Here is a 25,241-nt window from a genome sequence, read left to right as displayed (position 1 = left end):
TTTTATGTATAACGATATATACCCAACAAACCTATTATAAATTAGTTTGTTGGGCATGTGTTTACTTCTACTTCTTAAATTCCTAAACCGATTGAGAATAATATAACAGCTACAATAACACCTAATATCGGCACTACTACTGTTAATGCCCCAAATGCAGGATATGCATCTTTATGTGTCTCACCACAAATCGAACGGATTGTAGTTACAACATAACCACCTTGTGGCAATGAATCGAGTGACCCCGAAGAAATCGCAACCGAACGGTGCAACGCCTCTGCGTTAACGCCCAAATCTAAATAATGTGGTGCTAAAAGTGGTAACGCAATTGCTTGTCCACCTGAGGAAGATCCAGTGAGACCAGCAATTACTGCTACTGCAAGCGCTCCACCAATGAGCGGACTTCCCGGAATATCTGTCATAAAACCAACTGCTGATGTAAATGCAGGCGTTGCTTTTACAACTCCACCAAAACCAACAACAGCTGCAGTATTGGCAATAGCAATGATTGCTCCCATTGCACCGTCTCCAAGAGCTTTTCCAAAGTTGTGGAAATACTTTCTGTTGATCAAGTAAGTTGCTAAAATACCACCAGTTAAAGCGATTATTAAAGCAGAAGTTCCTAAAGTGTTGTGGAAGAAAAATGATATAGCTAATACAACAAGTAAAGGTACCATACTTAATAATGGATCCGGTAATTCTGTACGAACAACGCCCTCTACATCTGTATCTCTACTAACAAATCGCTCACCTTTTGACATTGCTTTGGAAATCATCTTTTTCAGCCACCAGTATCCAAAAGCCATCATGAACACAGCAACGATAAAACTTACTTCCCATCCAGCATATGGAGTTGTTCCTAAAAATTCAATCGGAATCCAGTTTTGTATTTCTGGAGAACCCGCTGATGTCATCGTAAACGTTGTCGAACCAAAACCAAGTGCTGCTGGTATAAAGCGTCTTGGCAGATCTGCTTGTTTAAACAAGCTTAACGCCATTGGGTAAACAGAAAACGCAACAACGAACAAGCTTACCCCACCATAAGTTAATACAGCACAGGCAATAACAACAGCTAACGCCGCACGTTTCATACCAATTTTACTAACAATCCATTGTGAAACACTATCTGCTGCTCCACTGTCTTCCATCACTTTACCGAAAATTGCACCAGTTAAGAACATTAAATACCAAGATGCGATAAATCCAGTGAATCCAGTCATATAGTTTGTTAAAAAGTTTGCCGCTCCTTCTTCTGCAAGCTGCGGGAAAATTGGTAATCCATTAAAAATCCCAACAACCAAAGCCATTAATGGTGCTGCAATAAGAAGGTTCATTCCCTTCATCGTCAAATAAATAAGTAACGCAAGGCCACCAAATAGCCCAATCATACCTAACATAATTTTTCCCCCAGTAACCCTCTATTTATCAAATTCGCCTTGGCGTATTTGCGTCCAGGTTTTGAATCGAACTCGTTCGATTAACTCCTTACAAAATCTGTGACATCCGCCGGAGGCTTGCTTAATTCCGTGTGTTTTTCTCCCACGGAATTAAGTAAATTATTTATTTCCGTATCTTCTTACGCGAAGTAATGCTTGTTCAGCATGCCCTGCAAAGTTTTCTAATTGGCAAAGTCGAGCTGCATACTCCCCAATATACGCACTAGCTTCAGGTGTAACTTTTTGATACGTTACTGTTTTGATGAATTTACCTACCCATAGTCCGCCTGTGTAGCGAGCTGCACCTTTTGTCGGTAGTGTGTGATTCGTTCCGATTACTTTATCTCCGTAAGCAACATTTGTTTCTGGTCCTAAGAATAGACAACCATAGTTGGTCATATTTTCAAGGAAGTAATTTGGATCTTCCGTTAAAATTTCTACATGCTCAAAAGCTAAACGATCTGCTTCAATTCTAGCTTCTTCAATAGAATCTACTAATAGAATTTGTCCGTAATCTTCCCATGAAACGCGTGCAACATCCGCTGTAGGAAGTATTTCTAATTGACGTTCAATCTCTTTCACTGTTTCTTCTGCAAGCTTTTCAGAAGTTGTAATAAGTGCCCCTGGAGAAGTTGGTCCGTGCTCTCCTTGCCCAAGGATATCTGTTGCAACCATTTCAGCATCTGCAGTATGGTCTGCAACAACTAGGGTTTCTGTAGGACCGGCAAATAAATCGATTCCTACACGACCGTATAATTGGCGCTTAGCTTCTGCAACAAATGCATTACCAGGTCCAACAATCATATCTACTGATTCAATTGTTTCTGTACCGATAGCCATTGCTGCCATAGCTTGAATTCCACCTAAAAGATAAATTTCATCGGCGCCAGCTAAAGACATAGCAGCGATTGTTGCGTGTGGAATTTCTCCATTAATTGGAGGAGTACAAGCGATTACACGCTTAACACCTGCAACTTTTGCTGTTAAAACACTCATATGCGCAGAAGCTACCATTGGATAACGACCACCTGGAATATAACAACCTACACTGTTTACCGGAATATTTTTATGTCCCAAAATAACGCCTGGGATATTTTCAACTTCCACGTCATGCATAGAAGCAAGTTGCGCTTCTGCAAATTCACGAATATTTTTCTGCGCAAATTTAATATCTTCTATTACTTCAGCTGGAACTTTGGAAACTATTTCATTTATTTGAGATTCAGATAGGCGGAATGATTCCGGTGACCATTTGTCGAATTTATCAGATAATTCACGAACTGCTTGATCTCCTCTGACTTCTACATCTTTCAATGCCTCTGATACTATTTGAGAAACTTTTAAATCATTTGCACTTACTTCTTCTTGTGATTTACCTGCTTTTAACACTTTGACCATTATATATTCCTCCCTTTAATTGTAAACGCATACATTTCTTTTTTGCATACGTATGCAAAATACCCTCACGAAAAGAATATTCTAAATTCAAGCACAAGTCAATAAAAATTATGTAGTTTTTCGCACAATTAACTCTCCATTTACCTCTACATTTTCAGTAAAACCAGAGAATTCAACAATTTCAGCCATTAAATAATTTACCGTTTGTTCGACCATTTTTATAATTGGTTGTTCCCAAGTAGTTAGATTATATGTTGGCCATGAAGCCATATCGATATTGTCGAATCCCACTACTTTTGTTTCAGCTGGAATCATAATAGAATTTTCTTTTAAAGCATCTACTACCCCGAGTGCCATAATATCATTTGCCACGAAAATTCCATCTGGTATTTGCTTTTCCGCAATAATTTTTTGCGCAGTTTTATAACCACCTTCATATGTATAATCTGAAGTGTACTTGTTAAATGGAATGTTATATTTTTCAATTATAGATGTGAACCCTTTTTCTCTATCCCTACTAGTAGATGTATTTGCATTCCCTGCAATATATGCTACATTCGAACAACCCTTTTCGATCAAATACTCAGCAATTTTTTCACTTGCATCCAGATTATTACAACAAACTGAATAAAATTGCTCATTATCAATTTTGCGATTAAAAAGGACGAGTGGAACTTGGTTCACCTTAAAATCTTCTGTTACATTCAAAGATAGAGAAGCATCCGTAATAATTACTCCAGCAACATTATAATTCCTCAACATGTCGATATCTTCTTTCTGTATTTCATCATTGTTTGTAGATACAAACAAAATGCTGTAACCTAGTTTATTAAACGCTGTTGTAAATTGCTTTAAAACTTCCGGATAGAATGGATTTTGAATCCCTTTCATCACTAAACCAATAATTTTTGTACGGTTGGTAATAAGGCTCCGTGCAAATTCATTGGGTCTATAACCTAACTCCTTTGCCGCTGCCAATACTTTCTCCCGCGTTTTTTTAGAAACCGATGCTCCTTCAAAATATACCCTCGATACCGACGATTGCGAAACACCCGCAAGCTTGGCAACATCCTTTGCTGTAACATAATACTTCAAAACGTTCACTACCTTTTTTCAAATATATTAATAAAACTATACTATGTAATCTTCATTTTTGAAAACAGATTATTTTTTATCAAAACAAACTATAAATTACTACAATTTGTTTTTTGTTTTTTTACTGTCTTTATCTAGCACTATACAATATTATTAAGGATAACAAGATCTCCCGTCCATCTTCAATTTTCTGTACAAATAAATAGATTTAAATACCTAATTAAAATAGTGCGATATAGATTCAAAAATACTATAAAGTCGAAAGGGTGGTATGAATGGAACAAATAGATGATAGCAATTATTTTTACCAATCTTTATTTAAATATAATCCGGACATTGTATATTTTATTAATACATCAGGAAGTTTAGAAAAAATGAACGATGTTTTTTTCCAAAAACTCGGATTCACTAATATTCATGAGATAGACACTATAGATTCACTGATCCCTTCAAATTATATCCATATGCATGATGAAGCATTCCATAGAGTACTTTCTGGCATCCCACAAAATATGAATATGATGTTCCTACATAAAAAGGGTTATACAATTGATATTAACTTAACAATGATGCCTGCTTACTTAGACGGCGTTACAGTAGGAGCTTTTGGAATCGCAAAAGATGTTACGGATCACATGAAAGCAGTAAAACTAAATACCTATTTAGCAAATTATGATCCATTAACTAGATTACCCAATAGGAAACTATTTCGAGAAAAACTCGAACAAGCAATTATCATCGGAAATACGTTAAACCAAAAAGTAGCCGTTATGTATTTAGACTTAGACCGTTTCAAATATATTAATGATACGCTGGGTCATACACTTGGAGATAAATTACTTATAGAAATTGCAAAGAGGCTAAAATATTGCCTTGGGGAGAATGCTATTGTAGCTCGTCTGGGGGGAGATGAATTCGGTATACTATTATCGAATTTTTATATGCAACAAGCAAAAGAACGATCGAAAAGTATAATTGAAGCATTAGATAAACCATTTCTTATAGAAAATTATAATCTTTTCGTGACAACGAGTATTGGAATAAGTATTTACCCACATGACGGGAATGACTCACTTACATTAATGAAAAATGCCGATTCAGCTCTCTATAAAGCAAAAGAATTAGGGAAAAATAATTTCCAAGTATTTTCATCTTCGTTAAATGTCCAAACGTATAAGATTTTTTCTTTAGAATCCAGTCTTCGTCATGCAATTGAACTGGGTCAATTAGAATTGTATTATCAACCAAAAGTTTGTCCAAACACCTATGAGATTGTTGGTGCCGAGGCACTCATTCGTTGGAATCATCCTGAATGGGGAATCGTGTCGCCGGACGAGTTTATCCCATTAGCCGAGGAGACCGGACTTATTACTGAAATTGGCCATTGGGTTAAGCGAACTGCTTGTATACAAAATAAAAAATGGCAAGACGCCAACTTACCTAAAATACCCATTTCTATTAACCTTTCAGCAAATCGCTTTTTAGAACGGAGTTTAATAACTAGTGTAATGGATGTTTTAGAAGAAACAAAATTGGAATCCAAATACTTTGAAATAGAAATTACGGAATCCTCTTTACTGGAGAATGAAAAAATTGTGTTTTCTGTTTTAGAAGGATTGAAACGCTTAGGAGTCAAAGTTGCACTAGATGATTTTGGAACAGGTTACTCTTCCCTTTCTTCCTTAAAACGTTTCAAAGGACTAATCGAAATTCTAAAAATTGACCGGACATTTATTAATGATTTAACACCGCATGATACAGCCGATTCCAACTTTATAGCGAATATGATCATTCAGTTATCCCAACAATTGCAGATGTCTGTTGTTGCAGAAGGTGTGGAGACTACTGATCAACTGGAAGTGTTAAACAATTATAACTGCGATACGATTCAAGGTTATTTATTTTCTAAACCGGTACCAGCAGCAATTTTTGAAAAACTACTGCGTAAAGGAAAATTGGTGCCTGAAGAAATGAATACAAGTCAAGATGGATCTGAAAATTACGGAAAAGATTTCAAAACAATACTAGTCAATCCTTTAAAAGCGGCAATGACTTTAACACAAATTCGGGATAATAAAGTAGAATTAGGAACAATGGATGTTCTTATCGAAGAAATTTGTACAAAAAGATTGAAGTTTTTATCTAATACTAAGCTAGCAGTCAATCATTCGATTATTTTAGAGTTAAAAACAATGATTCTCAGCCAGATTGTAAAGTTTGCTGGTACGATTGTTTCGGTAACAGAAGCTAAACCTAATGTGTATCAATATGTTTTGGAGTATAAAATGGAGGAAGAGGAGTTAATAAACCTCAACAAGGCCTTAGATAAATTTGGTGCTCTTCATGCCCCTTCACATGGCGCAGTATGTAGTTTTGTACAAACAGATCGGTATGCATTTTTTGATAAGGATTGAAATAAGAATAAACCAGCCTTCCTAAGCGGAAGTGCTGGTTTTTTTATTCATAAAGTAATTATTTTCAGAGTAACTCTTTTGCTTTAGGGAAACAAACCCGACATTGAAAACACTTATTTTTCATAATAACAAATTTACTTTAAGTGAAGCGAAAATAACAATGACGTGTTATAGGGAAAGTGCGTCGTAGTGACCGCTGTGATTTTCCCTGCAGTCGTACGCTTTCCGCCGGGTGAGCGATGAGCCACTACGTCGCTAACGCTCTTGCAGGTTCTCAAACCTTCGTGCAAAATTCCAAAATTATGTAGTTATTAATTAATAAATTCCAAAGAATGGCTAAGGGCAATCAAATAGGTATTGAAAGCAACTAATTTCAGTACGAAAGCAATTAAAATCAACACGAGAGCAACTAAATTGCCGATGAAAGCAACTAATTTCTTACAATAGCAAGTTTACTTGGATTGAGACAAAGATGATTATAGCCCATCTTTGTCAACGTTGCGCAAATGGCGTACAATGTTGCGTGTTTGAATGGGAATGTTGCGAGTAATCACTAGAGCGTTGCGCTTTTTTAATGAGCAATCTTCTCATATATATGCTTTGATATATTTGCCTTAGCGTGCCGGGTCACATGAGTCGCAGTCATGAGGCTAGCAGGGTCACCTTATACTACAAATTATCCCTACAATGCGATTCTTCATTCTACTTTGAATGAAAAGTCACCTTCTTTAATCTGCAATAAACTATTCATTATTCTGATGTTTTCTAAAAAACAAAGATCCTCCTACTAAAAACACTCCACTAAATAGAAAGATTCCCACCATTCCTATCGAACCACCAATCAACCCAAAAAACGTTGGGGCGATTAACTGAGAAAAACGATTCGTCGCAATGCGCAGTCCTAATACCTCCCCAGTTCGATCAGGCGGGGATGCATTATAGGTAGTCGTCATGGAAATCGGTTGACCACAGCCTAATCCAAGCCCCATCACAATAGCAAATATAGCAATCAAGTATACCGAATGACTAAATGGCAATAAAAGAAATGCTATGCCAGCAACTAAAATCGACATGAACAACACAGTATCACGTTTATACGTTTCCAAGAGCTTCGGCAATATGAAGCGAACAAACATCGTAGCGAGTCCTTGCAATGCGATAATCCAACCAATTGCAGAAGTGGATAAATGCATTTGCTTTCCTAACAATGGGAAATACGCGACAAAAATATCTTTCGAATATAAAACAAGTGCACTGGAAAACAACGCTTTTCTTACAAGTGGATTTTCAAAAAGTTTAAACGAATCAACTAACTTAGTAGGTGGTCTGTCAACCTTCTCACCTGCCCTTGGAATTCGGAAGGAAAATACAATAGAAATTACACCAATGACTATACAAAAAATGTAAACCATTTGAAAGGATATATGTTCTGATAAATAACCCCCTACTAAAGGACCAATTACTGCTCCTAAAGCTACGCATAGACTAAACATACTAAAAAAATAATCTCTATTTCTAGCGGTGGATTGGTGACCTAACAAATTTTGCAAAGCTATAGGAATACATATATTGGCGAGCCCAAGTAATAATTGGCTTGCAAATAAGGCCCATATAGTTGTAAATATCGCCGGAACAATCATCCCTGCAATAGAAGCTGTAAAACCAAAAACTACTGGCATTCGATCTCCGAATTTATCGATAATTTTTCCTGCATGTATGGAAAAAATCAATGGTAAAAATGCGAATGATGACGTTAAAATACCTATAATAACAAAAGATGCTCCAAATGCATCTGCTGATAATGTAATAACTGGTCTTGTCGCATTAACGATTGTCTGAAATAAAAAAATAAGTAATAAAATCCATCGTAAATTCATCTTTATCCCTGCCTATGTCCTTTTAAAATATCTCGCTTACAACAAATCTTATTATACTAATTTATGGGAGTAGAAGAGTGAATTTTTTTGTATTAAATTTTCCACTCTGCTAGAACAACAAAAGCCATTACTCAATTCACTGAGTAATGGCTTCGAAAATTATCTCTGCTTGTATTCATCAATAATATTAGACAGTAGTGTTGAGCTAATCTTTGGATTTGTACTACCTGTAATAAAACTTCCAACAATAATAACTTCCACGCCTGCTTTAATCAGGCTAGGCATGATTACGTCATTTACTCCGCCAGCAACTGCAATCTGAATATTATCCAATCCTTCAACAAGTTTTAATAATGAAGACGTCGCAAGTACTCCGTCTTGTTGCATGTCTTTACCGACATGCAAACAGAAAAGCCGAGCTCCAAGCGAGTGAATTTCTCTTACTCGCTCAGCGTTTTCTATTCCGAGTAAATCTATCATTACTTCTCCATTTTGCTCAGTAGCAACTTCCAAGCACTGTTTTATGGTGGCATTTGGAGAAAAGCCCATAACCGTCGTAACATTAGCACCTGAGTTGAAAGCTTGTAAACTTTCGTGTCGTCCAGCATCACATGTTTTCATGTCAGCAACAATTGTTTTTTCAGGAAAACGTTCCCTCATTTTGCGGACAGCAGTCATCCCGTATTCTTTTATAACACCCGTTCCAATTTCAATCCAGTTGATATAATCCTTGGTTTTATCAACAAGGTTTATACAGTCTTCTATCGTCATACGATCTAAAGCCAATTGAATTTTGACATTACTCATTCGACACCTCCATCCCCTACTATCCAGTGGTAATTATTATATTACTCTATTAATTATTCAGTTAAATAATCATAAACACTCTTGGCAATTGTAATTCCGTTCACTAGATTGTTCTCTTCATTTTGCTGTTCGATTTCACCTGGTATGTATACTTTGGAAAATCCCGGAGCAGGCTCCGATTCATGCAATTCGTCTATCATTTGATCCATTCTAGCTAAGAATGTTTCTAAGTCTATAAAGTTTGTTGGATTGAAAACACAAAAATAATGCCCTAAATGGCGTTTTTTATCTAAATCTTCATACATTTTTCCGATATGCGGACCGAATGCTGCCCCTGCAAGCAACCCTGAAAATATATCTACTATAAGTGATAATCCATATCCTTTTGGTCCTCCAAAAGGTGTTAGCGAAACTACTTTATCCGGATCTGTTACTGCTTGTCCATTTTCATCGACACCCCACCCTTCCGGAATAGATTTCCCTTCTTCCTTATGTTGCAACACTTTTCCGAGTGCTACTGTTGACGTTGCCATATCCAAGATGAACGGTTTATGTTTCTTTGCGGGAATGCCATATGCAATTGGATTCGTTCCTAAAAAAGAGTTTTTTCCACCAAAAGGAACTACAATTTTATCTGTGTGAGACATGGCAATTCCTATTAAATTAGCTTCAGCTGCTTTTTGCACGAAATAGCTTAGTGCACCACAATGACTACTATTCATTACTGTAACCATACCAATACCATTTTCCTTCGCCATTTGTATTGCCTTTTCTATTGCAAAATCACCGATGACATGTCCAAAGCCATTGTCACCATCTACTATACCAGTTGAAGGTGCTGTTTGATTGAATGTAATGTTTGCGTTTGGATTTATGCCTCCAGCCTTTAAGCGATTCACATAATGTTCTGTTCTTAGTACTCCATGAGAGTTAACGTTTCTCAAATCAGCATGAATCAAAATTTCCGCTACTTTTTCTGCGTGGGATTCCATTAGACCTGCTGCAACTAATTTGTTGATAGCATATTGCTTTGCTTCTTCATGATTTATTGTAATTGTGGACATAATCAATCTCCTATTCTAAATTGCTATGTTTGTTTTTCAAAATGTCATTTGTTTGCAAACTATCAAGGCTATCGATAATGGCTGCATCTAAAATGAGATGGGCAGCTTGGTCGAATTGATTGCCTAAAGGTTGAATCGTTTCTGGTTCATTTGGTAAACGGTATTTTGTTGCTGCTGGAATGTATAATCCATTGTACTGAGCGAGTACTTCTGTATTTGTCGTTATCATAAAGATTTGTGCACCTACTTTTGAAGCACTTTCTAAAACATTTAACGTATTTGCCGTCTTTCCCGAACCTGAAAGGACTATAAGTGCGTCCCTTTCCGTAATTGCGGGAGTAGTTGTTTCTCCAATAACAAATACAGTTTTACCGCTATGCATTAATCTCATGGCAATTACTTTGGCAATAAGCCCAGATCTACCTTCGCCAGTGAAAAAAAAGCGAATATCCTTTTTAAACAAATCTATTAATTGCCTATATTCTTTATCGTTTACTTTAGTAAAAACTTCCTTCATTTCTGTTAGAACGGTTGAAATAGTATTCATGTAATCCCCTTTCTCCTATTCTTCTATGTATCCAAATCTATTAACCGTTTATACGAATTAAATAAACCGGTTTAGTAAAAAGCTTAAATGAAACCCTTTTCAAAGTCAATTTTGTTTCTGAAATATTCAAATATTTACAACAATAATTCATACACATATAATTTTATTATTATCAACTAAGTCCTTTAGGAACGACTGCTCCATAAGTGAAAATACAGTAATTAGGGGTGATGGAATGAATGCTCATACTATAGAAAGTATTGCTAAATGTATGCCAACAAATCAAATCGATACAACTATTCAAAGAGTACAAATAGAACATAGATTGAAATTAGCAAGGTTTTGGAATATCAAATTTGGAAGCAGAGTGTTAGAGATTGGCTGTGGACAAGGGGATACAACTGCAACTCTGGCTTATTTAGTTGGAGATGCTGGTTTTGTTCACGGCATAGATATTGCTCCACCTTCGTATGGAAGTCCTGTTACTTTAGGTGATTCAATTGATTTTATAAAGAAATCAGAATTAGGGAATCGTATCAAAGTAGATTTTGAGACGAATGTTCTCTCGCCTGAAGTCGATTTTCCCGAAAACTCTTTTGATTTCATCGTGCTTTCTCATTGCTCTTGGTATTTGAAATCATCAGAAGAGTTATATGATATATTGAAGAAAATTAAAAAATGGGAACGAAGAATGTGTTAAATCGATGTCTACATATACATTTTTAGCGAAGTGAGGATAAAAATATGAAAGAACTAACAGAAGAAATACTCATGTTTTGTGAGGAACGGGGCTGGGGTAGAAACCATGATGCACGGAGCCTTGCCATATCAGTCTCTTTAGAAGCTAGTGAACTACTAGAACATTTTCAATGGCTGTCACCAGAAGAGGCAATAAAAAAAGACAAGCAAGCAATTGTAGATGAAGCGGCGGATGTTTTTATTTATTTACTACAACTTGCCAACGTATTAGGTGTTGATTTAAAAGAAGCTGCGCAACAAAAGATGATAAAAAATGCTTTGAAGTACCCCGCTCCTGTGAAAATGGAAAGTTAATGACTAACTCGAGGCGTCGCGATTATTCAGTAAATAAACTCTTTTCAGTCTACTTAGTTGATTGTTCTCCTCATTATGTTCTATCATATAAAGAATAAAGATTTATATGAAAAGAGGATATTTAGAGATGACAATTCTAATGGTAGATGATAATTCAGTAAATTTATTTGTAATTGAAAGTATCCTTAAAAAATCAGGTTATGAAAATTGTCATCCTTTGAATTCAGCAGAAGAACTTTTCCAGTACTTAAGAATGGATGAGCCAGCAGCACCTGTCCCAAAGGTTGACCTTATACTATTAGATATAATGATGCCAAAAATTGATGGCATCGAAGCCTGTCGACGTATTCAACAAATTGATAGATTAAAAGAGATACCCATTATTTTCCTTACCGCTTTAAATGACTCTAAACATCTAGTAGAAGCATTTGACGTCGGAGGAACTGATTATGTTACTAAACCAATTGATAAATTAGAGTTTTTAGCAAGAATTCGACTCGCTTTAAGACTGAAATTTGAAAAAGACCGAAATAACGAGCAAGAAGCGAAGATGCAGGAAGACTTATTACTTGCCATGCAAGTGCAAGGCAGTCTCTTAAATGACTCTATTATTGATAAGCATTTAAGCATTCAAGTATCTCATTGTCCTTCTGATAACCTTTCCGGAGATATGTACCACTGGCATAAATTCAGTGATCAGAGATATGGTATTATTCTTTTTGATATGATGGGGCACGGTATTAGTGCTTCTCTTGTTAGTATGTTCATCTCTTCTGTTTTAAGAGATGCGATAAAAAACTTAGAAGATCCAATACTTGTCATTAAAGAATTAAATCGTTATATGACATCTTTACATAATAAAAACAATCTTAATTATTATTTCACCGCAATCTATCTAATTATTGATACGGAAAAACAAGAAATAGAATATGTAAATGCAGGGCATCCACCGGGATTCCTACGTATTGATGGAACACTTCATACGATGGAAAGAGGAGCTTGTGCAGTTGGTTTGTTTGACGATATTCATGTAAAGAAGTCTTTCGTTTCTTACAAAAATGATATCCAACTATTACTTTACACAGACGGTATACTCGAGTCAGAAGCCATTGATGAAATGGAAACCATTGATAAGTTACAATCAATCACTTTGCAAGAATGGAAAGATGATGAATGTCTATTCGAAACGATTCTCAGCGATATTAATCAGTCCAATCAAAAAGATGATATCTGCTTATTAATGATTAAAACAAACACGCCTGTTAATTAGATAAAATTATCCAATAAATTGAATACTATGATTATGGTGACTCAGAGCACTCTATGTTTAAATGCTTTTGTAGTGCTTTGAACGAAAGTGAGTTCTACACCATTATCCGAGATTTCTTTATGTGTAGGGATGCGTTCGTCCGTCACACTCCAAAAGCATAAGTAATCAAAGTGCTAAAGCTTTTGAGAACAAAAGAATAGCCACTTTCCTATCTAGATAAAAGCAGCCAAAGATACAATTTTGGCTGCTCAGTCCTTCTCTATCGTATTTTCACCTTTTTGATTGAAAGGAAGCGTTCCTTTTCTATCTAGTATCAACGTATTACTAGTACGAACTTTGCTCGAATGTGTGAGACCCTGCAAGAGCGTTCGCGACGTATCGGCCCATCACTCTCTGGTGAAAATATAGCGGTCTCCTTATAAAGCCTTCTCACGATGCATTATCCCTATACCACGCTCAAAATTATAAATCTTAATCTAATATTTTATGAAAAGTTATCCACATGCCAAAATTTTTCTAGTTTCCTAGGCAACTAGAAAAAGCAGCTTCCCCAATAATTGGAGGAAACTGCTTTTATTTTTTTCGATATAGCGGTTCTTCTGTTGAAAACTCTTCATAAGCGTCCGCATATTGGCTAATTCTTAACGATTCTTTATTCCCTAAACCAAGAAATCCATCTGGAGACAGACTTTGGATAAATAATTCATGCACTTTGTTTTGAAGTGTAGGATTGAAATAGATTAATACATTCCTGCAGAAAATTACATGGAACTCATTAAACGATTGATCCGTCACTAAGTTATGCTGTGCAAAAATAACATTCTTCAAAAGTCTTTCCGAGAAAAAGACATTTTGTGAATTTGTCTTATAATACATAGAAAACTCTTTAGTCCCACCTGCTTTAAGATAATTCTTCGTATAGCTTTGCATTTTATTCAGCGGAGCAATTCCTTGCCTTGCTTGTTCTATAGCTAGTTTACTCATATCTGTCGCGTATATGGTTGTTTGGTCCAATAGTCCTTCTTCTTCCAGTAAAATTGCCATGGAAAGCACTTCTTCACCGGTTGCACAGCCAGCATGCCAAATCCGGATTTCTTTATAATTACGAAGGATAGGAATAATACTCGTTCTAAATTCTTTAAAAAAAGAAGGATCTCGGAACATCTCTGTAACGGGGACAGAAAAGCCTTCAATGATTTTTTCTAGAAAACCAGGTTCATGAAACGCCCTTTCAATGAGCGATGTAATATTCGGAGCGTTCTCTATACTTCTTCTATTTTCAATTCTCCGTATGATAGAAGCACGTACATATTGTTTAAAATCATAGCCCGTTAAACGGTGGATTGTTTCCAATAGCAAGTCTACTTCAAGTTCTTTTTTATAGTTTTCGTCTTGACTGTACATTTAATCATCCATTTCTATTTATTAGAAACCCAGACCCGTATAACAGATAATAATTGCTCTAAATCTAAAGGTTTACTAACATAATCAGAAGCCCCTGTCTCTAAACACTTCTTGCGATCTCTTTCCATCGCTTTAGCAGTAAGGGCAATAATAGGTATATCTGTCAGGTCGTCATTAGCACGTATTCTCTGCATTGTCTCATACCCATCCATATTCGGCATCATAATATCCATCAGGATAATATCAAATAGAGAAGGTTGCTCTTTCAGAATCTCCAGACACTCTAATCCATTATTTACGGAACAGACAATCATACCTTCTTGTTTCAAAGCTGCTTCTAAAGCAAAAATATTGCGTAAATCATCGTCTACAATCAATACGTTCTTGCCTTGTAGAACATTTTGCTTTTTAACTTCTAGCAAGTTCATTTTCGGAGTTTCATCTATCAGAATTACTTCTTCTATTGTCGATGCAGCAACTTCCTCAATTGAAGTTTGATCTATATCTTCTTTTACCATTTCCTTTGACAAACTTGGAAGATACAATGTAAATGTACTGCCGACTCCCTCTTCGCTTTCTAGCGTAATATAACCACCTAAATGTTTCGTGTATTCTTGGCAAATTGATAAGCCAAGACCAGTTCCACCATATTTTCTCATAGTGGCACCATCTGCTTGTTGAAATGCTTCGAATATTAATTGATGCTTCCCTTTTGGAATACCAATTCCTGTATCCTTGATAGAGAATGATATCCAATAGTCTGCCTCTTTGTTAACGAATGTAGGATGTAAGTCTTTCTTAGGAACATTATTAATCTCTATTAAAACATTACCTTTTTCTGTATATTTAAACGCATTGGAAAGGAGATTTTTTAATATCTGAAGCATCATTTTTTCATCTGTAAAAAAAATATTAGGAATGTTTGAACCCTTTAGAATACTAAACGAAAGATTTTTTTTCTCTGCTACATGGTTAAAGTTCATTTCCAAATAATTCGGCAGATCATTAATATTCATTTCGCTAAAAATAATTTCCATTTTACCAGCTTCTACTTTTGATAAATCAAGAATATCATCGATTAAAGACAAGAGATCTTTACCTGATGTATGGATTACTTTGGCGAATTTTTCTTCCTCTTCTCTCGAATGCACTTGTGCATTTTCAGCGATCAACTCAGAAAGGATCAATATACTATTTAAAGGCGTACGAAGTTCATGTGACATATTCGCAAGGAATTCTGATTTATATTTAGAACTTAAAACAAGCTGTTCTGCTTGTTGTTCTAATTCAATTTTCGCCTGATTTAGAGCTGCTGATTTTAGCTCCGCTTCTTTGGAACGTTCTTCTAGCTTTTCATTAATTGTTTGTAATTCCTCTGATTGCATTTGTAACTCTTCTGATTGCGTTTGTAAATCATCCGATTGGACACGTAATTCCTCTGTCATTGTCTGAGATTCCGTAAGTAGACGCTCTATTTCTTCTCGGTCCTTCGCGCTATTTAACGTAATACCAAAATTGTCTATAACATCTACTATTAGTTGTTGATTTGATGAAGAATAATTAGACAAACTAAGTATTTCTATTACCGCTATTACCTCCCCTTCATAAAGAATGGGTGCAATAATCATTCCTTTCGGATGAATCGTCCCTAATGCGGAAGGAATAAGTTGGAACTCATCCAAATCACTTAAAACATGCATACGTTTTTTAAGTGCGTATTCTCCGATCAAGCCTTGTCCTAATTCGAAATGATCTCTTCCTACTGTTTTAAATTCATCTGCAAACGTCGCACTTTTTACATAACGATGCCTTTCACTTCGAAAATCTCTTACATAGATGCTTCCATAAGAAGAGTTTGTTTCTTCCGAGATTACGGAGATAAATGCTTTACATAAAGCAGCTATAGACGTAATACCTTGGTAGGAATTAAATGTATGGTTAATACGTTGTTGATGCATTTCTCTTAGTTCTAAATTTGTCAGCAATTCATTTGTTGCACTACCTAGCTCTCTAATCTCATCCCGTGATCTGAGTTTAATTCTCCTCGATAAGTCTAGCTCTTTTGTATTAGTGAAAGTCGCAATGTCTTTTATCGTCGCTATTACTTCATTCATCGTTTTCACAATGGAACGTGATACTAACGTAGACAGAACAATTGCTACGATAAATACAAGTAAACCTAATGTGATTAGCCCCTGGATTAACGTGTCAATATTTTGATTTAATTTATCCGATCTTTGTTCTCTGAATTCAAGTTCTACTTCCCTAAAACTATCAAACTGGCTACGTATCAAATCTATCGTCGCTCCACCTTGATCGTTTTCCAAATAACTCGAAGTAATCCCATTACTTTCTTGTTTCTTTTGATTAATCATCGGCTCGCCAACCGTGTCTTCCCATTTAATAATATTTTCTTTAATAGCCATTAGTTTAGCTTGCTGGCTTGGGTCATCCACTAACCTATATATTTGATCAAAGTTATGTTGCCATTCTCTCTGCCCTGTATAATACGGTTGGAGATAACTTTCCTCTCCCGTAATCACATAGCCTCTTTGTCCCCTCACCATATCAAGCACATACTTTTCTATTTGATGGGATAATGTTACCACTTCAAAATCATGTCCCATTATATAATCTTTATCCGCTTGTACAGAAGTAAATTGATTATTCACAAGGAAGAATGCAAAAATAACCATCACTATAACCAATAAATAGCCAGACATAATTTTAGTGCGAATACCAATTTTTCTATTTTTTTTCATCAAATAAAGAGCCTACCTTCTATCAATAATGTATAAACTCAATTAGTTAAAGTCGCATACTAAGCTTAAAGTCTATTTAAAGAGCATCAAAGCTACTAAAGATATTATACAATAATATAAACATATGTTTTCAACTTTTCGAAATTATTCGATTCATCTCGACATTTAGTTTAGTATACCTTGAACAAGAGAGGAAATTAAGAAGAATCTAAGGGAATTGACAGTACAAATACTTAATTTATTTAGGGAGTATGATCGAATTGGAAAACATGATGTTCAAATGAGAGTACTAATTTCCTATTTAACAATTTTACCCAGATAAATAGAGCGGAGACTCTTTACTGGAGCGTGTCGGGTTGCATGAGCCGAAGTCATAAGGCCAACTCAGGCGTAAACCGAGTTGGCTCCTGCACGATAAGGCTAGAACTAAAGCGCATGCGCCTGTTTCTGCCCCGATTCAGTAAAAAGAATTTCGAATGTTGTGACCAACATCCTGTAGGCCTCCTTTAGAGTCGCACCTACAGCGAAAATCAATAGGAAAAACTAACAATAAATAGTTGAACGCGACAATCACAACTCCGAACATTACAATGCACACCCCGAAAAAGAAAACACGGTAGCTGAACACAATAAGCCCTGTCTATCCGATACTAGCTTGCGTGCTCAGACGGCATTATAACGTATTGTTCCAATAATAAGTAGCGTCTCACCTTAAGTAAAGAGATGATTTATGAATTTAGTTTCTTTCATCGGCTATTTGATTGCTCTCATGATGATTTGGTTGCTTTCAGACTGGAATTGGTTGCTTTCAATGAATGCTTGGTTGCTCTAAGCCATTTACTGGATAAAATAGGCCCATAAAATGGACTAAGCAGTTGCTATCCCTAGTAATAGTTGCACATTACTCCTATATTGCAAATAATTAAGTAGTAACCCCTTAATTTTGTACATGTTACTGTAATGTACCGGTGCTCAAAATGCTCGTATTAACATGAATATCCCACTGTAATTTGCTAAGTATTTCTTGCTTGTTTTCTTCCTTCCATTCTCCTTTGTAATACATTCGAAAACTCTCTGTTAAGCCAATCGGATCTGCCTCAAACTCTTGTAATTTCTTCAAAAAATCACTTATACCTTCTTCTAATTCTTCACTAATTTCATTTTCCAACTTTGCTATACTTTCTGCTGTCTTTAAACCATTTTCTCTCTCACCTTTAAATTCGACCAGCGTACCTTCAATGTTTAGGGTAATAGTGATTTTTGGATTCTCAAAATTTTTGTTGCTTTTTATCTTCACGCTACTATTAATTAAGTCCATCAACAACCTTTCTCCGTGACTATTTAGCGTAAGATCCATTGGTGCAAGTTTTTTACGTCCTTGTAATGCCTGAATGATTAGTGCCTCATCCTTCGGTAAACTATGCAGCATGTTTTTTCCTTTAAATAAAGCAACTCCTTCTACTTCTATTTTGTTATCTTTTTTCTCTAGTATTGGAACGATTGCGTCAAATACTGGATTAGTTTGTGTATATATGTAGTCATGGATATTAGTGTTTGGATTGAATGCTGTATTAATACTTGGTTGTAATAAATCATTTAAATAGAAGTTAATATTCGGTTTATCTGGGTATTCTCCTTTTAATATCTCTTCTCCATTTCCTTTAACTACTGCAATCAGCACTTTATTACCAACTTCTGAATTTCTGTAGAGATGCCGAATTGATTTTTCAACTTTTCCATGCCGTGCAAATTCTTCATTGATAAGCACAACCCGCAGTTGATTTAATACAACCTTTTTATCTGATAGAGATTCAATGTCAACAATTCCTTTAGAAATTAAATCCGTGGAAACGGAGAAAATTTGCGTATGTTCTTTTGCCTCAGGTGAATATTGAGGAATGGCTACCGTCAGCTTCAAGTTGTCTTCATCAATATAGTCGAATGCCATTACCCCAACCATTCCTACATCTTCCAAGGGCACTTTCAATTCCTTTGCCGTACAACCAGCAAGATATATACTCACAAATACAATGACAACTAAGATAAGTTTTTCCTTCACTGTTGCACCTGCTTTTTCCTAAGTAAATGGATAATGCTCAAAAACATTGGCCAAATGATCAGTACATATACAACATAATTACTAAATTTAAATAATCTTTCTTTAAATTCAATAGAAATTGGAAGCATTATCAACAAAATGATGAGCATCGTAATGATGTAATCATGAGATTTCTTTTCTTTTGATCGAATCGAATCCAACCCTTTCTTAGCGCTCCATAGATACCCTGCAACTGTTGATAAAATAAGAAATACCCATAATGTAATTCCAAAAATATCAATTCTTTCTATAAATGTAAGTTCACCAGCTTTAAACAAATGTAATACCGAGAACTCAATATTTTTCAGTTGCCACTCCGAGAAATACATAACACTTACTAAAGTCGTTATTAAACAAAGAATAATACTTATCCAAACTCCGATTAAAACATGTTTGAACGCTTTCTTTTGGTTCTCTATATACGGATAGAAAAACATGATTAACTCATACCCTAAAATAGATAAGTATCCTTCTTTCAAAGCATTTAAAAATTCTGTTCCATTGAAATTAAACAAAGGTAGAACATGACTAATATCACCTTTCTCTATGGCCCATCTTAAAAAGTAAAAAATCGGGATAGTCAAAAAGAAAGTGATTATGCAAAACCTTGCGATTGCTTTTATTCCTCCACTTACGATGTAAATTAATAGGAGTAAAAAAAAGAGAGCAGGAATTGTAATAGTCTGTTCGGGAAGTGCAGTAATTTGTATTAGATCCATATAGTTACTAATAACTCCCGCTAAAAAGATAATAAAGTTCAGAACTATGATTATGTTAATGCCTTTCCCTACCCATTTCCCTAGTAACTTTTCATTTATCTTAAACAAGTTATCGTTTTTGTACTTCGAATTAAGCCAAATCATCGGCCATAAAGTTAGGCTGGCAATTACCCCAAACAATAGTGGGACAAACGCTTGGCTATAACCTAGAGAACTAAGTTTTTGTGGGAGAGAGAGGATTCCTGTACCTATCATTGCACTTTGTATTAAAAAAATGACATGATATCCATTCAAAGGCCTTTTCTTATGAGTACTCAACCTAACCTACCTCCCCCAAACAACGTCTACTTTTTCGGTGATCTCGAAATTCCTGTTTTTCCTTTTAAAAAGGCGGTTGGAAACCGAATAATATTATCCATTAAGTCCCCTGCCTTCCGAGGAATAACTGGTGTCATAAACGGAGTGCCTAAAGAATTTAATCTTAATAAATGTGTAATAAGCCAAGCAAATGCCAGCATTTGTCCGAACAGTCCAAATAGCCCAGCAGAAAGAATAAAAATATATCGAATAAATCTACTCGTGTTACTCATCAAAAAAATAGGTGGTAAGAAAGAAAGTAATGCAGAAGTTGCGACTAAAACGATTAATATATTACTAATAAGGCCCGCTTCAACAGCTGCTGTTCCAATTACAATACCTCCTACGATACCAATCGTTTGTCCTACTTTTGCAGGCATTCGAGATCCCGCTTCCCTTAAGACCTCAATAATTAGTTCAATGAACAATACTTCAATAAGTGGCGGAAAAGGCACTCTGCTTCTAGACTCCTGTAAGTTTAACAAAAGTTCATAAGGTAAAATTTCTGGGTGGAACGTTAATGCTGAAATATACATCGGAGTTATCATTATTGTTAAGAAAAAACCAAAAAAACGAAGCATTCGAAGTAAAGAAGCAGTTGTCCACCGATTATAATAATCTTCAACGGAAATAAACATTTCCAAAAAGGATGTTGGACACACGATTGCCGCTTGACTGTTATCCATAAAAATAACAATTCTTCCATTTAATAAATAATGAACAATACTGTCCGGCCGCACGGACATATAGTATTGAGGAAATGGAGATAAAGGATTGTCTTCAATTAACTGCTTTAATATTGAAATATCCGTAAAAGAAGGATAGTTAATCTTATCTATTCGACTCTTTAAAGTTTCTAGGTTTTCTTCATTTACAATACCTTCGACATATAAAATAGAAATTTTCGTATTCGTTTCATATCCTAGAGTATGATCTTCATTTTTTAAATTCGTATTTTTAATACGTCTTTTCACTAGTGAAATATTTGTTTCCAATGATTCTGTAAAGGCATCTTGAGGACCTATAACCGTTGATTCAGTTTCAGTATTTGTAATGGAACGGGTTGATGCGCTGTACGTATCGATACTTTCTAATAAGTTGGCTTCATGGAAATACAAAAGCGTTTGCCCGCCCATGAGCTTTGATACTATTTCAGCATTATCGGATATACTTACCGGTTCCGATACTTGATGGATTTGATGCAAATGATTGGCTAAAGGGATAAATACCATTACTTGCATCGTCATTTTCTCTATAAGTGAATTGACATAAATTAGTGTAACAATTCCTTCTTCTGTAGGTATTTTTTTAAAAATCACATCGCTAATATGATCCGTATGCTTCTGTATCAATTCAATCGTTTGCTTAACTTCAATGTTTACATCATTTTTTTCATTTTGCGATGTCTTTTTGTTATCCTCACTTTTTGTGGAGCGCATGAACTTTTTAAACTTCACAAATACCACAAACCTCTCATCTCTACATATGGTAATTTAATCCTTTTCATTAATAATTATATGAATAGCATGTCCACTATGAAGAAACAGTATTCATTTAACTAGTTCACTCGAAAAGTATTCCTTTATATGGATGTTTATCCACAATATAATACTAGTAGAAATTCTCAAAGTATCATATTCTTAGTAAGGCTTATGAAATTTATATTAAATAAGACTAATTATTGTGTAGGAGAATAGAAATGAAGAAATTATTATCTATCGTATTAGCGACTGGAGTTGCAGGGGCTAGTATTTTTACACCTTTTACTAATGTTGAAGCAGCCTCTATCACTAAAGCGGAATCTTTAGTAAAAGCAGCAGAGCAACATGCTGGAGCTTTAAAATGGCAAATTTCAGTTGAACTTACAAAAGAGATTAAATATCCAGATATGAAAATTTTCAACTTAACAAAAGACGCTTACTTAAATGCGAAAAAAGAGATTGAAAAAGTAAGTGCTAAAGATAAAGCAAAGTTAGAAAAGCGTCTAGAAGATAACGCTGGTATCCACTATACTCGCGCGATGGGATACATTGATGCAATCACTTCTGGGAAGAAAATTGTAGAGAAAGCTAACCAATTTAACAAACTATATGCGGATAATCCAACTTCAGATGTAACTGAAAAAAGTTATCACGAATTATCGAGCGAAATTCGTAAACAAGCAATCTTACTTTACCGCGTATACGGAAAATCAACTCGTGAGGCAATTTTAACGAAATACAAAACTCCTGGCGAAAAAGCACTTCAGTCATCCAAATATGTAATTACAGCAAAAATGGAGTTAGACAAACTAGACGATTTGATCACTAAAAAAGCAGGTCAAAAAGCAGTTGAAGCACAAGTTTCTACATTCCTTGAGTCATTAGATGCAATTGAAGATGATGCAATTATTATGGACCTTTATGATGCTTACTACGATAGCATTAGAGAAGATGAAAACTTCGTGGCACAAGAAAAAGAAATTACTGACTTCTTCCAAAAAGCTACTGAGTATGCAAATGCCGAAAAACTTGATGAAACATTAAGCTTGTACAGCAAAGATTTTCCTGGCTATGCATCACTTAAAGAGAATTTAGAAGCAACTTTCAAAGATTATAATGTAAGATACGAGACTTTAGATTTAGAAGTTCATTACATTATGGACAACACAGCATCAGTAATTCATCACCAAAAATCTATGTTCAATACAACAGATTCACTTGAACATATTACTATTTACCTTCTAGAAAAAGACAAAGATGGAAACTGGAAATTCCTAGATTCATCTGATGCTACTGAAGAACCTGGTAATGATGAAGATACTCCAGCTACTGAACAACCTAGTAACGATGGTGACACTCCAGCTACTGAACAACCTAGTAACGATGGTGACACTCCAGCTACTGGGGGAAATTCGGATACTCCAAAAACACCGGTGGCAACTGACTTGATATAAAGTGAAACCTCCATCAGTGGAGTCTGGACTTACCGTTAATACGAGTTAATTATGTAATAGAAATAGATTAGCAAATTAAAAACTGTAGCAATGCTCGTAGAAATACGAATTGCTGCAGTTTTTTAGAATGAAACAATCATTCCACCTTTTCCTGCATATGTCCCCATTGTTGCACCCATATAACGAACAATGACGTCTTTTGGCTGAAATCGGCGAATAAGTTCCGCTTTGAGCACTTCTGCTTCTTCTATGTTTCCGGTGTGGGTAATTCCAAAAATAGTCTGAGAAAAGTCTTCTTTTTTATTTTGGATAACTTCCAATGTCTTTTTTTGAAACCTTTTCTTCCCTTGGAACTTTTCTAAAACTTCTACCTTGCCATTAACTCCTTCTAATATCACTTTAATATTCAGAATCTTAGCTATTGATCCTTGGAATTTACTTAGCCGACCACCCTTTACAATGTTTTCCAACGCATCTAAAAGGATAAGTATATTCATTTCTTCTCTATTCTTTTCCAGTACAGTAACAATCTTTTCAATAGAATATCCTTTTTGCGCAAGTTCTGCGGCATGGACAATTTGAAAACCATGGGCAAGTGAACCAGCTAGTGTATCAAACACGGTAACATTAGTACCGGAAAGTTCTTTTCCCATACATGCCGATTGATAAGTTCCACTTAAGCCGGAAGAAATAGTAAGGCATAATAATTCATCTTCTTCCGTGAATTTGGAGAAACTTTCAGCAAATTCCGCTGGGGACGGCTGAGATATTTTTGGTAGATTTTCCGAAGAAAACAGCTTCATAAAGAACTCTTTTGGCGTTAGATCAATACCCTCTAAGTAGTCCTTACCCTCTATATTAACTTTCAATGGCACGACCGTAATATCATATTTTTCTATTATTTCTCTCGACAAATCTGATGAGCTATCTGTTATAATTTTTATCATTTTGTTACCGCCTTTATGTTGAAGATGGATTTCTGTTATAATATTTATTATAACAGTTACTCGTTTTGTTCATTGTTTAGTCGCTCAGACACTGGCATTTTAAAAATTAGCATTTGTACTTTTAGCATATTTCGAAATTCAAATCGAAACTTTCTACTCGCAAATTCGTAAGAAGAGTATACAAAGAAAGAGGCGAAACTAACTGTGCATGATTCGAAAAAATGGCTAACTGATGAGTTAATACATGTGGAAAAATGGGAGAAAGACCAAAGTGACTTATGGTTTTGGGAGAAACTTGGTCGCCTACCTTTTAAACTAATCGATAAATGGACTCCCTCATTTATTCAGAACAAAATTGGCATCCTTGTCGATGAACTTGGTCAATACGTTCAGACGGGTGGTAGTTATTTAAGCTCGACATCCAAAATCCCTTCCTATTTTCCAGATATAGAAGTACAAACATTAGAAGATGTAAACAAATTACCAGTTTCCCATATGGATAACGCCGCAGAAAAGCTTACAGGTAACAGAAAGAATTTAGCAACTATACAAGGAGCAAGTACAGGTATCGGTGGTGTTTTTACATTATCAATTGATATTCCTCTCCTGTTAGGTTTGCAGCTAAAAACATTACAAGATATCGCTATTTGCTATGGGTACGATCCAAACGACAAAAAAGAGCGCTTATTTATTATTAAATGTCTTCAATTTGTCTCAGCCGATATAGTTGGAAAGCAGACAATTCTTGCCCAGCTATCTACGTTTGATCAACAAGATGAACATGCAAAAAGAGAAATTCTATCGGAGTTACAAGGTTGGCGTGAAGTAATGTTTTCCTACCGTGATCAATTTGGGTGGAAAAAACTATTTCAAATGATTCCAATTGCTGGTCTTGTATTTGGGGCATTCATTAACCGGTCTGCTATAAACGATATTGGAGAAGCTGGCCAAATGCTATTCCGAAAAAGAAGGATTATCGAGAGAATTGAAAATCATACAAATAACGACATTTTTCTTGAAAAATAAAGAAATTTTTCTGCTTTTCATTCATTTCTTCA

19 protein-coding genes are annotated in these 25,241 nt (G+C 35.4%); 6 read left to right on the top strand and 13 right to left on the bottom strand.

Annotated features, from left to right (window positions below; genetic code table 11):
• Window positions 1-74: 74 nt before the first annotated feature.
• From ACIQ38_RS00590 to ACIQ38_RS00580, 3 genes are all read right to left on the bottom strand, one after another.
• The gene (locus ACIQ38_RS00590) at window positions 75-1,397 is read right to left on the bottom strand and encodes a GntP family permease (RefSeq protein WP_402816787.1); all 1,323 of its coding nucleotides are present in this window, start codon (window positions 1,395-1,397) and stop codon (window positions 75-77) included.
• Window positions 1,398-1,556: 159 nt separating this feature from the next.
• Complete coding sequence (hisD, locus tag ACIQ38_RS00585; RefSeq protein ID WP_402816785.1) at window positions 1,557-2,834, bottom strand: histidinol dehydrogenase; 1,278 nt, start codon at window positions 2,832-2,834, stop codon at window positions 1,557-1,559.
• A gap of 108 nt (window positions 2,835-2,942) precedes the next feature.
• On the bottom strand, window positions 2,943-3,929 hold the full coding sequence (locus tag ACIQ38_RS00580) for a LacI family DNA-binding transcriptional regulator (protein WP_402816783.1): 987 nt from the start codon (window positions 3,927-3,929) through the stop codon (window positions 2,943-2,945).
• Window positions 3,930-4,204: 275 nt separating this feature from the next.
• Between ACIQ38_RS00580 and ACIQ38_RS00575 the strand changes: the two genes are divergently transcribed.
• A complete protein-coding gene (locus tag ACIQ38_RS00575; RefSeq protein WP_402816781.1) occupies window positions 4,205-6,343 on the top strand; it encodes a sensor domain-containing protein in 2,139 nt (712 codons plus the stop codon).
• A 743-nt stretch (window positions 6,344-7,086) separates the two neighbouring features.
• Here the strand turns inward: ACIQ38_RS00575 and ACIQ38_RS00570 are convergent.
• The 4 genes from ACIQ38_RS00570 to hxlB all read right to left on the bottom strand — a co-directional run bounded on the left by ACIQ38_RS00570 (window position 7,087) and on the right by hxlB (window position 10,638).
• Window positions 7,087-8,220 (bottom strand): MFS transporter, encoded by a 1,134-nt coding sequence (locus ACIQ38_RS00570; protein ID WP_402816779.1) that lies wholly within the window; start codon window positions 8,218-8,220, stop codon window positions 7,087-7,089.
• A gap of 159 nt (window positions 8,221-8,379) precedes the next feature.
• Entirely contained in the window at window positions 8,380-9,027 is a 648-nt protein-coding gene (gene hxlA, locus ACIQ38_RS00565) for a 3-hexulose-6-phosphate synthase (RefSeq protein WP_402816777.1), read from the bottom strand.
• A gap of 53 nt (window positions 9,028-9,080) precedes the next feature.
• The gene (gene allD / locus ACIQ38_RS00560) at window positions 9,081-10,091 is read right to left on the bottom strand and encodes an ureidoglycolate dehydrogenase (RefSeq protein WP_402816775.1); all 1,011 of its coding nucleotides are present in this window, start codon (window positions 10,089-10,091) and stop codon (window positions 9,081-9,083) included.
• A gap of 10 nt (window positions 10,092-10,101) precedes the next feature.
• Window positions 10,102-10,638 carry a 6-phospho-3-hexuloisomerase gene (hxlB, locus tag ACIQ38_RS00555; protein ID WP_402816773.1) on the bottom strand — a complete coding sequence of 179 codons (537 nt, stop codon included), beginning with the start codon at window positions 10,636-10,638 and terminating at the stop codon, window positions 10,102-10,104.
• Between the two features lie 235 nt (window positions 10,639-10,873).
• Here hxlB and ACIQ38_RS00550 point away from each other — a divergent pair, with 235 nt between their 5' ends.
• From ACIQ38_RS00550 to ACIQ38_RS00540, 3 genes are all read left to right on the top strand, one after another.
• A complete protein-coding gene (locus ACIQ38_RS00550; protein ID WP_402816771.1) occupies window positions 10,874-11,338 on the top strand; it encodes a class I SAM-dependent methyltransferase in 465 nt (154 codons plus the stop codon).
• 44 nt (window positions 11,339-11,382) lie between these two features.
• Window positions 11,383-11,691: a nucleotide pyrophosphohydrolase gene (locus ACIQ38_RS00545; protein WP_402816769.1), complete on the top strand. Its 309-nt coding sequence runs from the start codon at window positions 11,383-11,385 to the stop codon at window positions 11,689-11,691.
• A gap of 127 nt (window positions 11,692-11,818) precedes the next feature.
• Window positions 11,819-12,961 (top strand): SpoIIE family protein phosphatase, encoded by a 1,143-nt coding sequence (locus ACIQ38_RS00540; RefSeq protein ID WP_402816767.1) that lies wholly within the window; start codon window positions 11,819-11,821, stop codon window positions 12,959-12,961.
• 573 nt (window positions 12,962-13,534) lie between these two features.
• On the opposite strand, the gene ACIQ38_RS00535 is transcribed toward ACIQ38_RS00540, so the two are convergent.
• The 5 genes from ACIQ38_RS00535 to ACIQ38_RS00515 all read right to left on the bottom strand — a co-directional run bounded on the left by ACIQ38_RS00535 (window position 13,535) and on the right by ACIQ38_RS00515 (window position 21,758).
• On the bottom strand, window positions 13,535-14,365 hold the full coding sequence (locus ACIQ38_RS00535; RefSeq protein WP_402816765.1) for a CheR family methyltransferase: 831 nt from the start codon (window positions 14,363-14,365) through the stop codon (window positions 13,535-13,537).
• Between the two features lie 14 nt (window positions 14,366-14,379).
• On the bottom strand, window positions 14,380-17,127 hold the full coding sequence (locus ACIQ38_RS00530) for a response regulator (RefSeq protein ID WP_402819514.1): 2,748 nt from the start codon (window positions 17,125-17,127) through the stop codon (window positions 14,380-14,382).
• 952 nt (window positions 17,128-18,079) lie between these two features.
• A complete protein-coding gene (locus ACIQ38_RS00525; RefSeq protein WP_402816763.1) occupies window positions 18,080-19,186 on the bottom strand; it encodes a Ger(x)C family spore germination protein in 1,107 nt (368 codons plus the stop codon).
• Entirely contained in the window at window positions 19,183-20,262 is a 1,080-nt protein-coding gene (locus ACIQ38_RS00520) for a GerAB/ArcD/ProY family transporter (protein WP_402816761.1), read from the bottom strand. The genes ACIQ38_RS00525 and ACIQ38_RS00520 overlap by 4 nt, the downstream gene beginning before the upstream one ends.
• 26 nt (window positions 20,263-20,288) lie before the next feature.
• Window positions 20,289-21,758, bottom strand: coding sequence for a spore germination protein (locus tag ACIQ38_RS00515; RefSeq protein ID WP_402816759.1), 1,470 nt, complete (start codon window positions 21,756-21,758; stop codon window positions 20,289-20,291).
• Between the two features lie 242 nt (window positions 21,759-22,000).
• On the opposite strand from ACIQ38_RS00515, the gene ACIQ38_RS00510 reads away from it, so the two are divergent.
• Window positions 22,001-23,236: a hypothetical protein gene (locus ACIQ38_RS00510; protein ID WP_402816757.1), complete on the top strand. Its 1,236-nt coding sequence runs from the start codon at window positions 22,001-22,003 to the stop codon at window positions 23,234-23,236.
• A 122-nt stretch (window positions 23,237-23,358) separates the two neighbouring features.
• On the opposite strand, the gene ACIQ38_RS00505 is transcribed toward ACIQ38_RS00510, so the two are convergent.
• The gene (locus ACIQ38_RS00505) at window positions 23,359-24,183 is read right to left on the bottom strand and encodes a DegV family protein (protein WP_402816755.1); all 825 of its coding nucleotides are present in this window, start codon (window positions 24,181-24,183) and stop codon (window positions 23,359-23,361) included.
• A 204-nt stretch (window positions 24,184-24,387) separates the two neighbouring features.
• On the opposite strand from ACIQ38_RS00505, the gene ACIQ38_RS00500 reads away from it, so the two are divergent.
• On the top strand, window positions 24,388-25,209 hold the full coding sequence (locus tag ACIQ38_RS00500) for an EcsC family protein (RefSeq protein WP_402816753.1): 822 nt from the start codon (window positions 24,388-24,390) through the stop codon (window positions 25,207-25,209).
• Window positions 25,210-25,241 lie beyond the last annotated feature (32 nt).

Origin of the sequence: Psychrobacillus sp. NPDC096389, from assembly GCF_044762855.1 — a bacterium.
Taxonomy (GTDB): domain Bacteria; phylum Bacillota; class Bacilli; order Bacillales_A; family Planococcaceae; genus Psychrobacillus.
This window is presented reverse-complemented; position numbering and strand designations above follow the sequence as displayed.

Excerpts from the sequence above, each read along its gene's own strand:
- ACIQ38_RS00590 (WP_402816787.1), bottom strand. The coding sequence starts at position 1,397 with ATGTTAGGTATGATTGGGCTATTTGGTGGCCTTGCGTTACTTATTTAT.
- hisD (WP_402816785.1), bottom strand. The coding sequence starts at position 2,834 with ATGGTCAAAGTGTTAAAAGCAGGTAAATCACAAGAAGAAGTAAGTGCA.
- ACIQ38_RS00575 (WP_402816781.1), top strand. The coding sequence starts at position 4,205 with ATGGAACAAATAGATGATAGCAATTATTTTTACCAATCTTTATTTAAA.
- ACIQ38_RS00570 (WP_402816779.1), bottom strand. The coding sequence starts at position 8,220 with ATGAATTTACGATGGATTTTATTACTTATTTTTTTATTTCAGACAATC.
- hxlA (WP_402816777.1), bottom strand. The coding sequence starts at position 9,027 with ATGAGTAATGTCAAAATTCAATTGGCTTTAGATCGTATGACGATAGAA.
- allD (WP_402816775.1), bottom strand. The coding sequence starts at position 10,091 with ATGTCCACAATTACAATAAATCATGAAGAAGCAAAGCAATATGCTATC.
- hxlB (WP_402816773.1), bottom strand. The coding sequence starts at position 10,638 with ATGAATACTATTTCAACCGTTCTAACAGAAATGAAGGAAGTTTTTACT.
- ACIQ38_RS00550 (WP_402816771.1), top strand. The coding sequence starts at position 10,874 with ATGAATGCTCATACTATAGAAAGTATTGCTAAATGTATGCCAACAAAT.
- ACIQ38_RS00545 (WP_402816769.1), top strand. The coding sequence starts at position 11,383 with ATGAAAGAACTAACAGAAGAAATACTCATGTTTTGTGAGGAACGGGGC.
- ACIQ38_RS00540 (WP_402816767.1), top strand. The coding sequence starts at position 11,819 with ATGACAATTCTAATGGTAGATGATAATTCAGTAAATTTATTTGTAATT.
- ACIQ38_RS00535 (WP_402816765.1), bottom strand. The coding sequence starts at position 14,365 with ATGTACAGTCAAGACGAAAACTATAAAAAAGAACTTGAAGTAGACTTG.
- ACIQ38_RS00530 (WP_402819514.1), bottom strand. The coding sequence starts at position 17,127 with ATGAAAAAAAATAGAAAAATTGGTATTCGCACTAAAATTATGTCTGGC.
- ACIQ38_RS00510 (WP_402816757.1), top strand. The coding sequence starts at position 22,001 with ATGAAGAAATTATTATCTATCGTATTAGCGACTGGAGTTGCAGGGGCT.
- ACIQ38_RS00505 (WP_402816755.1), bottom strand. The coding sequence starts at position 24,183 with ATGATAAAAATTATAACAGATAGCTCATCAGATTTGTCGAGAGAAATA.